This window comes from Micromonospora sp. AMSO31t (assembly GCF_008868175.1).
Taxonomy (GTDB): domain Bacteria; phylum Actinomycetota; class Actinomycetes; order Mycobacteriales; family Micromonosporaceae; genus Micromonospora.
The window spans coordinates 1-10,546 of sequence record NZ_WBKT01000196.1 but is presented as its reverse complement, the minus strand read 5'-3'; the positions used below and the strand labels follow the sequence as shown (position 1 = coordinate 10,546).

10 protein-coding genes and 1 pseudogene are annotated in these 10,546 nt (G+C 75.0%); 8 read left to right on the top strand and 3 right to left on the bottom strand.

Going from position 1 to position 10,546, the window contains the following annotated elements; all coding sequences use genetic code 11:
• The 4 genes and pseudogenes from F8274_RS27670 to F8274_RS27655 form a co-directional block, all read left to right on the top strand.
• On the top strand, positions 1 to 294 hold a 294-nt coding region (locus F8274_RS27670; RefSeq protein WP_151465303.1), incomplete at its 5' end, for a DUF3152 domain-containing protein.
• A gap of 87 nt (positions 295 to 381) precedes the next feature.
• On the top strand, positions 382 to 1,266 hold the full coding sequence (locus F8274_RS27665) for a DUF3152 domain-containing protein (protein WP_151465302.1): 885 nt from the start codon (positions 382 to 384) through the stop codon (positions 1,264 to 1,266).
• Between the two features lie 41 nt (positions 1,267 to 1,307).
• Positions 1,308 to 2,555 carry an adenylyltransferase/sulfurtransferase MoeZ gene (gene moeZ / locus F8274_RS27660; protein ID WP_192580019.1) on the top strand — a complete coding sequence of 416 codons (1,248 nt, stop codon included), beginning with the start codon at positions 1,308 to 1,310 and terminating at the stop codon, positions 2,553 to 2,555.
• Positions 2,556 to 2,629: 74 nt separating this feature from the next.
• Positions 2,630 to 3,499, top strand: a pseudogene (locus tag F8274_RS27655) (prenyltransferase/squalene oxidase repeat-containing protein); the annotation flags it as partial.
• Between the two features lie 235 nt (positions 3,500 to 3,734).
• Here F8274_RS27655 and F8274_RS27650 read toward each other — a convergent pair.
• On the bottom strand, positions 3,735 to 4,976 hold the full coding sequence (locus F8274_RS27650) for a glutamate-5-semialdehyde dehydrogenase (RefSeq protein WP_151465301.1): 1,242 nt from the start codon (positions 4,974 to 4,976) through the stop codon (positions 3,735 to 3,737).
• Between the two features lie 11 nt (positions 4,977 to 4,987).
• Positions 4,988 to 6,145, bottom strand: coding sequence for a glutamate 5-kinase (proB, locus tag F8274_RS27645; protein ID WP_151465300.1), 1,158 nt, complete (start codon positions 6,143 to 6,145; stop codon positions 4,988 to 4,990).
• 13 nt (positions 6,146 to 6,158) lie between these two features.
• On the opposite strand from proB, the gene F8274_RS27640 reads away from it, so the two are divergent.
• Genes F8274_RS27640 through F8274_RS27630 form a run of 3 tightly spaced genes read left to right on the top strand, consistent with a single transcriptional unit; the run spans position 6,159 to position 9,405 of the window.
• Positions 6,159 to 6,470, top strand: a complete 312-nt coding sequence (locus tag F8274_RS27640; RefSeq protein WP_151465299.1) for an MGMT family protein — start codon at positions 6,159 to 6,161, stop codon at positions 6,468 to 6,470.
• A gap of 32 nt (positions 6,471 to 6,502) precedes the next feature.
• Positions 6,503 to 7,873 carry an MFS transporter gene (locus F8274_RS27635; RefSeq protein ID WP_151465298.1) on the top strand — a complete coding sequence of 457 codons (1,371 nt, stop codon included), beginning with the start codon at positions 6,503 to 6,505 and terminating at the stop codon, positions 7,871 to 7,873.
• A gap of 56 nt (positions 7,874 to 7,929) precedes the next feature.
• Complete coding sequence (locus tag F8274_RS27630) at positions 7,930 to 9,405, top strand: aminotransferase class V-fold PLP-dependent enzyme (RefSeq protein WP_151465297.1); 1,476 nt, start codon at positions 7,930 to 7,932, stop codon at positions 9,403 to 9,405.
• Here F8274_RS27630 and F8274_RS27625 read toward each other — a convergent pair.
• On the bottom strand, positions 9,317 to 9,937 hold the full coding sequence (locus tag F8274_RS27625; RefSeq protein ID WP_151465296.1) for a sigma factor: 621 nt from the start codon (positions 9,935 to 9,937) through the stop codon (positions 9,317 to 9,319). The genes F8274_RS27630 and F8274_RS27625 overlap by 89 nt on opposite strands.
• Positions 9,938 to 10,076: 139 nt before the next feature.
• Between F8274_RS27625 and F8274_RS27620 the strand changes: the two genes are divergently transcribed.
• On the top strand, positions 10,077 to 10,546 hold a 470-nt coding region (locus F8274_RS27620), incomplete at its 3' end, for an NADH-quinone oxidoreductase subunit B (protein WP_151465295.1).

The following is a 10,546-nucleotide window of genomic DNA, read 5'->3' as shown; positions in this document are numbered from 1 at the left end:
GTGGGCGGGGTGCCGTACACGTCCTGCCGGGTCACCGGCAAGGTGGTGATCAACCTGGACCGGTGGCGGACCTCGGCGCCGCACCTGGTGGCGGCGAAGCTCCCGCTGGACACCTACCGGCTCTACGTCATCAACCACGAGGTCGGTCACCAGTTGGGACACCACCACGAGGCCTGCCCCGGGAAGGGCCGGGCGGCGCCGGTGATGCAGCAGCAGACGCTCTTCCTGAACGGCTGCCGGCCGAACCCATGGCCGTTCGTGGGCGGGAAGCGGTACACCGGCCCGCCGGTGTGAAGGACCTGATCGTGGCGATGAGAAGTATTCCGTGGGAGAACCGGCAAAAAGGGCTAATTGCCCGAATTGCCATGGCACGCTGAGGGCATGACGTCGTCGTCCCCTTACGACCCGCCTGACGATCCCCGCCCGCCGAGGCTGGACTTCGACCGCCCGCCGGCCCACCCGGGAACAACCCCGCCGGCCCGGCCCGGCCTGCGCCGGATGCGGCGCCGCCGGCGGCGCGCCGTGCTGCTCCTGGTGGCGCTGCTCGCCGCGGGCGCCGGCGCGGCCGGCGTGACCCGGCTGTCCGGGCCGGACGGGCCGGTGCACCTGTCCGGCCGGCACCCGCTGTCCGCCGCCGACCCGTCCCTGGCCAACGGCACCGGTGACGGGCCCCGGACCGAGCCGAGCGGGTACCCCACCGCCGGCCCCGGCAACTTCGCCGTTGCCGACGGCCGCTCACCCGTACACGGTCAGGACGGACCACTGCGCCGCTACCGGGTGGAGGTCGAGCAGGACGCCGGACAGGACGTGGACGAGTTCGCCGCCACCGTGGACGCGGTGCTCGGCGACCCGCGCAGCTGGATCGCCTCCGGTGAGCTGCGGGTGCAGCGGGTGCCCGAGGCCGACGCCGCCGACTTCACCATCTACCTGGCCACCCCGGCCACCTCGGAGCGGATGTGCGCCGAGGGCGGGCTGAGCACCGAGCGGTACACCTCCTGCCGGCTGCCCGGCCGGGTCGTCATCAACCTGGCCCGCTGGATGGAGGCGGTGCCCGACTACGGGGCCCCGCTGGAGGTCTACCGGACCTACGTGGTGAACCACGAGGTCGGGCACGAGTTCGGCGAGCTGCACCAGGCCTGCCCCGAGCCCGGCGCACCGGCCCCGGTGATGCAGCAGCAGACGTACGGGCTGGACGGCTGCGTGGCGAACGCCTGGCCGTACGTCGACGGGATCCGCTACGAGGGCGAGCCGATCGACGGGGTCTGAGATATTCCCGCTCCCGCATGTCGGGCTACGTGGCCCTCATCATGGCCGATCCCCAGCGGGGCGAGCGACAATGGCGCGGTCCCACCGCCGATCCCGGGGAGTCCACCGTGTCGTTGCCCCCGCTCGTCGAGCCCGCCGCCGAGCTGACCGTAGACGAGATCCGTCGCTACTCCCGCCACCTGATCATCCCGGACGTCGGGGTCGAGGGGCAGAAGCGGCTGAAGAACGCCCGGGTGCTGTGCGTGGGCGCCGGAGGGCTCGGCTCACCGGCCCTGTTGTACCTCGCCGCCGCCGGTGTCGGCACCCTCGGCATCATCGACTTCGACACCGTCGACGAGTCCAACCTCCAGCGCCAGGTAATCCACGGCGTGTCCGACGTCGGCCGGTCCAAGGCCGAGTCCGCCGCCGCCTCGATCCGCGAGATCAACCCGCTGGTCAACGTGGAGATCCACAACACCGCGCTGGACCGGGACAACGTCCGGGAGATCTTCTCCGGCTACGACCTGATCGTCGACGGCACCGACAACTTCGCCACCCGCTACATGGTCAACGATGCGGCGGTGCTGCTCGGCAAGCCGTACGTCTGGGGTTCGATCTACCGCTTCGACGGCCAGGCGTCGGTGTTCTGGGCCGAGCACGGTCCCTGCTACCGCTGCCTCTACCCGGAGCCGCCGCCGCCCGGCATGGTCCCGTCCTGCGCCGAGGGCGGCGTGCTGGGCGTGCTCTGCGCGTCCATCGGGTCGATCCAGGTCAACGAGGCGATCAAGCTGCTCGCCGGCATCGGCGAGCCGCTGGTCGGCCGGCTGATGGTCTACGACGCCCTGGAGATGAGCTACCGCAAGATCAAGGTCCGCAAGGACCCGAACTGCGTGCTCTGCGGCGAGAACCCGACGGTCACCGACCTGCTGGAGGACTACGAGGACTTCTGCGGCGGGGTCTCCGACGAGGCGCAGGAGGCGGTGGTCGACTCGACCATCACCGCCCTGGAGCTGAAGGAGTGGCAGGACGCCGGCAAGGACGTCTTCCTGGTCGACGTCCGCGAGCCGGCCGAGTACGAGATCGTCCGGATCCCCGGCTCCACCCTGATCCCCAAGGGCGAGATCATCTCGGGCGAGGCGCTGGCGAAGCTCCCGCAGGACAAGCAGATCGTGCTGCACTGCAAGTCCGGTGTCCGCTCGGCCGAGGCGCTCGCCGCGCTCAAGGCGGCTGGCTTCAAGGACGCCGTGCACGTCCAGGGCGGCGTGCTCTCCTGGATCAAGCAGATCGACCCGGCTCTGCCGGCGTACTGAGTCGCGCTCGTCGAAGGGCCCTCCCGGGTGTGCCGGGAGGGCCCTTCGCGTACCGCCGGTGGGCCGGGCCACCCCTGGCCGAGCTACCGAGGCGTAACGACGTTTGCGCCGGTAGCGTGACCGGCGTGGTGGATCTGGACGCGGCGATCGGCTTCGTCGTGGCACACGGCGACGCGGTGGACCGCGCCCGCCTCTCCCGGCTGCGCACCGGCGCCCCGGTGCCGCCCGACCTGCTCGACGCGGCCGAGTCCGGGCAGGCGCCCGGCGGCGGCTGGGCCGCCGTGCTCGACGGCGAGGTCGCCTCGGTCGACGCCACCTGCTACCGCCTGGCCGAGCTGGACGACCTCGGGGCGCTGGGCCGGCCCGCCGCCCGGCACGCCCTGGACTGGCTGGCCGCCCGCCAGCTCGCCGACGGCGGCTGGGACGAGGACCCGTCGCTGGCCGGGTTCGCCCCCGAGTGGGCCACCCCGGGCGACCCGGAGGCCCGGCTCTTCCTCACCGCCAACGCCGGGTTCTGGCTCACCGTGGCCGGGCTGGACGCCCGCGCCGCCGGGCCGCTCGACCACCGGGTCGGCGGGGCGTACGCCGGGGTCGTGCAGGCGGCGGCCCAGGCGCTCGCCGGGCAGCTCGCACCGGACGGCAGCTGGCCGTCCTTCCTCCCGGCCGGCTGGCTCGCCGCGGCCGTGCTGCACCGCCAGCAGCTCTACTACGAGTCCGCCCGCATCCAGGCGGTGCTGGCCGAGCGCATCCCGCAGATGTCCCCGGCCGATGTGGCCTGGCTGGCCGCCACGCTGCGGCGGGTCGACGTGGGCGAGGAGCAGTGGCTGCTCGTCTCGGCCCGGCGGCGGCTGGCCGAGACCCAGCGCAGCGACGGCGGCTGGGACAGCGACGACGGCCACCAGTTCGACGTGCACACCACGCTGCGGGCGATCCGGGCCTGCCGCCCGACCACCCCGGAGGCCCCGGTCTCCGGCGCCCCGTTCGTCGGGTCGCAGCCGGCCGCGCCGCCGCTGGTGCCCGCGCCCCGCCCGGCGCCGGTGTCCGACCTGGTCCTGCCGCCCGCCGTCCCGTTGCCGAGGCCGGCCCCGCCGTCCGCTCCGCCACCGGAGGCGGCGCCACCCGAGCCGGCCGCGCCGACCGCCTGAGCCCCGGCTGAGCCGACCGCCTGAGCCGGCCCGCTCAGCGCAGGTGGCCGTCGCCCGTGACGACGTACTTGGTGCTGGTCAGCTCGGGCAGCCCCATCGGGCCGCGGGCGTGCAGCTTCTGGGTGGAGATGCCGATCTCGGCGCCGAAGCCGAACTCGCCCCCGTCGGTGAACCGGGTGGAGGCGTTCACCATCACGGCCGCCGCGTCCACCCGGGCCACGAACTCGCGGGCCGCCGGCTGGGAGTCGGTGACGATCGCCTCGGTGTGGCCGGTGCCGTGCCGCCGGATGTGCGCGACCGCCGCGTCCAGCGAGTCGACCACGGCGACCGAGATGTCGGCGGAGAGGTATTCGGTGTCGAAGTCCTCGTCGGTGGCCGGCACCACGGCGTCGGAGTAGGTCGCCACCCGCGCGTCGCCGTGCACGGTCACCCCGGCGTCGGCGAAGGCGGCCAGCACGGCCGGCAGGAAGGCGTCCGCGACGCCCGCGTGCACCAGCAGGGACTCGGCTGTGTTGCAGGTGGACAGGCGCTGCGTCTTGGAGTTCAGGGTGACCGCCACGGCCTTGGCCAGGTCGGCGGCGGCGTCCACGTAGACGTGGCAGTTGCCCACCCCGGTCTCGATCACCGGCACGGTCGACTCCTCGACCACAGTCCGGATGAGGGACGCGCCGCCGCGCGGGATCAGCACGTCGACCAGGCCGCGGGCACGCATCAGCTCCTTGACCGAGTCGCGGGTGCTGGCATCGAGGAGCTGCACCGCGTCGGCCGGCAGGCCGGCGCCGGCGACCGCGTCGCGGAGCACCGCGACCAGGGCGGCATTGGAGTGCGCCGCCGAGGAGGAGCCGCGCAGGAGAGCCGCGTTGCCGGACTTCAGGCAGATCCCGGCCGCGTCGACGGTCACGTTGGGACGGCCCTCGTAGATGATGCCGACCACCCCGAACGGCACCCGGACCTGCCGCAGCTCCAGCCCGTTGGGCAGGGTCGCGCCGCGGACCACCTCACCGACCGGGTCGGGCAGCGCGGCCATCTGCCGCAGCGCGTCGGCGATGGCGGCCACCCGGGCCTCGTCGAGGGCCAGCCGGTCCAGCACGGCCGCGCTCAGCCCGGCCTCCCGCCCGGCCGCCAGGTCCGCCGCGTTCGCGGTCAGGATCTCGGGGGTACGCGCCACCAGCGCGTCGGCCATCGCGTGCAGCGCGGCGTCCTTGACCGTCCGGGTGGCGACCGCCAGGGCCTCCGCCGCGCCCCGGGCCCGGCGGGCCTGCTCGACCACACTCATGCCAGCACTCCTCACAGCAGGACGAGGTCGTCGCGGTGGACGACCTCCCGTTCGTACGCCGGGCCGAGCGCCGCGGCGAGTTCCGAGGTGGAGCGGCCGAGCAGACCGGGCAGCTCGACCGCGTCGTAGTTGACCAGCCCACGGGCGACCGGCGCGCCCTCGGTGTCGACCAGGTCCACCGGGTCCCCGGCGGTGAACGCGCCGTCGACCGCGGTGATCCCGGCCGGGAGCAGGGACTTGCGCCGCCCGACCACGGCCTGCACGGCGCCCGGGTCGAGGTGCAGCCGGCCGCGCGGCGCGGTGGCGTGCGCCAGCCAGAAGAGCCGGGCGGCGGGGCGCCGGCTGCTCGGGTGGAAGAAGGTGCCGACCGGCTCGCCGGCCAGCGCCGGCCCGGCCAGTGGCGCGGCGGTGAGCACCACGGGAACGCCGAAACCGGTGGCGATCCGGGCGGCCTCGACCTTGGTGACCATGCCGCCGGTGCCCACTCCGGCCCGGCCCGCGCCGCCGATGTCGATGCCGGCCAGGTCGCCCTCGCCGTGCACCTCGGTGATCCGGGTGCTGCCGGCGCGGGTCGGGTCGCCGGTCCAGAGCGCGTCGACGTCCGACAGCAGCACCAGCAGGTCGGCGTCGACCAGGGCGGCGACCAGCGCGGCGAGCCGGTCGTTGTCGCCGAACCGGATCTCCTCGGTGGCGACCGTGTCGTTCTCGTTGACGATCGGCACGGCCCGCAGGTCGAGCAGCTTGCGCAGGGTCCGGTACGCGTTGCGGTAGTGCGCCCGCCGGGTCACGTCGTCGACGGTGAGCAGCACCTGCCCGACGGTGAGCCGGTGCCGGGCGAAGGCCGCCGCGTACCGGCCGATGAGCAGGCCCTGCCCGACGCTGGCGGCGGCCTGTTGGGTGGCCAGGTCGCGGGGGCGCCGGGGCAGCCCGAGCGGGGCCAGGCCGGCGGCGATCGCGCCGGAGGACACCAGCACGACCTCGCGCCCCGCGGCGGCCAGCGCGCCGAGCGTGTCGACAAGTGCGTCGACCCGGGCGTCGTCCAGGCCGCCGGCCGGGGTGGTCAGCGAGGACGAGCCGATCTTGACGACGATCCGGCGGGCCGAGGTGACTGCTTCGCGCACCGGACCATTCTGCGCGCTGCGGTCCGCCGCACCTCGGCGCGTTCCCATATCGTGGCAGCCCGTGACACCTGACGAGTACGTCGAGGCGGTGCTGGACCTGGTCGAGCGGATCCCGCCGGGCCGGGTGATGTCGTACGGGGCGGTGGCCGACGCCCTCGCCGAGCGGTCGGGGCGGGCGTCGGCCCGGCTGGTCGGTTCGATCATGGCCCGGCACGGTGGCGGGGTGCCGTGGCACCGGGTGGTGAACTCGGCCGGCCGGCTGCCACCGGGGCACGAGGTGGAGGCGCGGGCCCGGCTGCGTGCCGAGGGCTGCCCCCTGCGCCCGTCGGGGGTGGACATGACGGCGGCGTGGTCGCCCGACGAGGGGATGTGACCGCCGACATAACGTGAGTAGCATTCGGCTCCATGACAGGAACGGGCGGGAGCCTGCCTCGCCGGGTGCACGCCGGATACGCGCTGGGCTCCCTGGTCACCGGCGCGTTCGGCACGGTGCCCGGGCTGCTCCTGCTGCCGTACCTCACCGACACGCTGGGTGTCGCCGCCGGGATGGCGGCCCTGCTGGTGCTCCTGCCGAAGGCGTGGGACGTGCTGGTCAACCCGGTCGCCGGGCGGATCTCCGACCGGACCCGGTCCCGCTGGGGCGCGCGCCGGCCCTGGCTGCTCGGCGGCGGGCTCGCGCTGGCCGTGCTCTTCGCCTCGATCTTCGCGGCGCCGTTCGGGTCCGGCCCGGCCGCCGGGACGTACGTGGCCGTGGCGTTCCTGGCCACCGCGACCGCCTTCGCGTTCTTCCAGGTGCCCTACGTGGCCATGCCCGCCGAGCTGACCGACGACCCGGCGGAGCGTACCCGGCTGATGAGCTGGCGGATCGCGGTGCTGGCGCTGGCCATCCTGGTCTCCGGCGCGGTCGCCCCGGCCGTGGTGACCGCCGGCGGCGACGGCGTGCCCGGGCACCGCTGGATGGGTCTGTTCGTGGCCGCGCTGATCGTGGCCGGCACGGTCGGCGCGTTCCTCGGCACCCGGTCCGCGCCGACCGGCACCGTGGGGGAGAGCGAGCCGAGCCTGCGCGCCCAGCTCGCGGTCGCCGGCCGGAACCGGCCCTTCCGGGCGCTGCTGGTCTGCTTCGTGATCCAGTCCGCGGGGGTGGCCACCGTGCTGGCCGGGGTGAAGTACTTCGCCGACCAGGTGCTCCGCGCCCCCGACAGCGGGCCGACCCTGCTCTTCGCCTGCTTCGTCGGCCCGGCGCTGCTGGTCATGCCGCTGTGGACCCGGGCCGGCGCCCGGCTGGGCAAGCGCGCCGCGCTGGTCGCCGCCTCGCTGATCTTCGGGGCCGGCGCGCTGGCCCTGGTCGCCGCCCCCGCGCTCCCGCCTGCCGGGGTCTACGCCGTGGTCGCCCTCATCGGCGTCGGCTACGCCGGCCAGCAGGTCTTCGCGCTGGCCATGCTGCCGGACTGCATCGCCTACGACACCGCCCGCACCGGCCGCCGGCAGGCCGGCGTGTTCACCGGGCTGTGGACCGCGGGGGAGACCTTCGGCCTGGCCCTCGGCCCCGGCATCTACGGCCTGGTCCTCCAGCTCTCCGGCTACGTCTCCTCGTCCACCGGGGTCGCGGCGGCCCAGTCGGCGACGGCCCGACTCGGCGTGCTGCTCGGCTTCACCGTTTTGCCGGCCGTGCTGGTCGCCGCCCCCGTGGTGCTGCTGCGCGGCTACACCCTGACCCCGGCCCAGCTGGCCGCCGCGCCCGCGCCCGGCGAGGTCGCCCCGGCGGCGCGGGCCTGAGGCACGCGAGTCCGTCCGCCCGGCCGGACCGTCACGAGAGGAACAACCCGAGCACCATGACCGACACGGCAGGGACGGGCGCGCTGCCCGTCGAGGGGGTGCCCGCGGCGCGGGTGCTCGACGAGATCCGGGCCCTGCGGGCGGCCGACCGCCCGACGCACGGCGGGCGGCTGTTCGCCTACGTCTACGACCCCGGGGTGGCCGGGCTGGACGAGCTGGCGCAGGCCGCGCACGCCGAGAGCGCGCACGTCAACGGCCTCGACCCGACCGCGTTCCCGTCCCTGCTGGCCATGGAGAACGCGGTGGTCGGTGCGGCCGCCCGGCTGCTCGGCGGCGGCCCCGGCACGTCCGCGCCGGACGTGGTCGGCAGCGTCACCAGCGGCGGCACCGAGTCGCTCATCCTGGCCGTCAAGGCGGCCCGGGACGCCCGGCCCGACCTCGCCGAGCCGCGCATCGTGGTGCCGGTGAGCGGGCACGCCGCCTTCGCCAAGGCGGCCCACTACCTGCGGGTGGCCCTCGACCCGGTGCCCGTCGACCCGGTGACCCTGCGGCCGGCCGTCGCCGACGTGGCCGCCGCGATCCGGCCGGAGACCGTGCTGGTCGTCGCCTCCGCCCCGTCGTACGCGCACGGCGTCGTCGACCCGGTGGCGGAGATCGCGGCCGTGGCGGCCGCGGCCGGCGTGCGCTGCCACGTGGACGCCTGCTTCGGCGGCTGGACGCTGCCGTGGCTACGCCGGCTCGGCACCCCGGTGCCCCCGTTCGACTTCGCCGTGCCCGGAGTCACCTCGATCTCGGTCGACCTGCACAAGTACGCGTACGCCCCGAAGGGCGTGTCGGTGCTGCTGCACCGGGACCCGGGGCTGCGCGTCCCGCAGTTCTTCGCGTACGCCGACTGGCCCGGCTACACGATGGTCAACCCGGTGATCGCCTCGACCCGGTCGGGCGGGCCGATCGCCGCCGCGTACGCCACCCTGCGGCACCTCGGCGAGGACGGCTACCTGCGGCTGGCCGCGCTGACCCGGGACGCGGTCGCCGGACTGGCCGACGCCGTCCGCGCGGTCGACGGGCTGCGGCTGATGGCCGAGCCGGAGTCCACGGTGGTCTGCTTCACCGCCGGCGACCCGGGGCTGGACCTGTTCGTGCTGGTGGACGAGCTGACCGCCCGGGGCTGGCACACCCAGCCGCAGCTCGCGTACGCCGGCCTGCCGGCCAGCGTGCACCTCACGGTGACCGCGGCGGTGGCCCCGCGGGTGGCCGAGTTCGGCCCGGCGCTGGCCGAGGCCGCGGCGGCGGCCCGGGCGGCCGGGCCGGTCGTGCTGCCGCCGGAGCTGCTGGCGCTGGCCGGCAGCCTCACCCCGGAGGCGCTCACCCCCGACCTGATCGCCGGGCTCGCGGCTGGCCTGGGGCTCGACGCCGGGTCGGCGCCGGACCGGATGGCGGCGGTCAACACCCTGCTCGACGCGGCCCCGGTCCGGCTGCGCGAGCGGCTGCTCGTGGAGTTCGTCGGGCTGCTGCAACGGCCGACCTGGTAGCGCGGTGACGGACCCGGCGCGGAGGCGCCGGGTCCGTCACCGCGTCCTCAGCCGGTCCCTCCGGCACCCCCTCCTGATCCGCGATCTGCCCGACGGTGAGGTCGGCCAGGTAGTGCAGCACCACGGCGCGGCGCTGGGCGGCGGGCGGCTGGGCCAGCGCGGCGGCCAGCGCCACCCGGTCCGGCCCCGGACCCGGCACGTGCTCCTCGCGCTGCCGGTGCAGCCAGGACTGGGCCGTCCGAAGCCGCCGCCAGCGGCTGGTGGCCAGGTTCCAGGCGACCCGGCGTACCCAGGCCACCGGGTCGTCGTAGCGGGACACCCGCGACCAGCGGGCGAACGCGCGGCAGAACGCCTCCTGCACCAGATCCTGCGCCTGCGACAGGTCACCGCAGTACGCGGCGAGCTGGAGCGTCAGCGACCGGAAGTGCGCATGGTAGAGGCCGTCGAAGTCGACCGCCTCGCGCCCGTCCGGGCGCCCCGCTGTCCCCTCGGGTGGCGGCTCGTCGAGCCGCATCTCCCTCGTCACCGTCATCTGGTCCTCCCCGTGCGGGTGCCGCCGGCGCGGTCACGCCCGTCACACGCCCCGACGCCGCCGCAGGTTGCGCCGGTTGCCCGCTCCGGCACTGTGGTTGACTGTCAACCCGGAGACAGGCGAGGGAGGGAGGCCCGAGGTGCAGGTGCCGGCCGTGCTCGGTGAGCCGATCCGGTTCGTGCTGAACTGGGGCCGCCGCTACTCGCTCTGGGTGTTCAACTTCGGGCTGGCCTGCTGTGCCATCGAGTTCATCGCCACCAGCATGGGCCGGCACGACTTCATGCGGCTCGGCGTGATCCCGTTCGCCCACGGCCCCCGCCAGGCCGACCTCATGGTGGTCTCCGGCACGGTCACCGACAAGATGGCCCCGGCCGTCAAGCGGCTCTACGACCAGATGCCCGAACCGAAGTACGTGATCTCGTTCGGCGCCTGCTCGAACTGCGGCGGACCCTACTGGGACTCCTACTCGGTGACGAAGGGCGTCGACCAGCTCATCCCGGTCGACGTCTACGTGCCCGGCTGCCCGCCCCGCCCCGAGGCGCTGCTGCACGGCATCCTCCGTCTCCAGGAGAAGATCGCCGCCGAGCAGTCCGGCGTCGGCGGCGGGCC

Excerpts from the sequence above, each read along its gene's own strand:
- F8274_RS27635 (WP_151465298.1), top strand. The coding sequence starts at position 6,503 with ATGACAGGAACGGGCGGGAGCCTGCCTCGCCGGGTGCACGCCGGATAC.
- F8274_RS27625 (WP_151465296.1), bottom strand. The coding sequence starts at position 9,937 with ATGACGGTGACGAGGGAGATGCGGCTCGACGAGCCGCCACCCGAGGGG.
- F8274_RS27665 (WP_151465302.1), top strand. The coding sequence starts at position 382 with ATGACGTCGTCGTCCCCTTACGACCCGCCTGACGATCCCCGCCCGCCG.
- F8274_RS27630 (WP_151465297.1), top strand. The coding sequence starts at position 7,930 with ATGACCGACACGGCAGGGACGGGCGCGCTGCCCGTCGAGGGGGTGCCC.
- F8274_RS27650 (WP_151465301.1), bottom strand. The coding sequence starts at position 4,976 with ATGAGTGTGGTCGAGCAGGCCCGCCGGGCCCGGGGCGCGGCGGAGGCC.
- moeZ (WP_192580019.1), top strand. The coding sequence starts at position 1,308 with ATGGCCGATCCCCAGCGGGGCGAGCGACAATGGCGCGGTCCCACCGCC.
- proB (WP_151465300.1), bottom strand. The coding sequence starts at position 6,145 with ATGGGAACGCGCCGAGGTGCGGCGGACCGCAGCGCGCAGAATGGTCCG.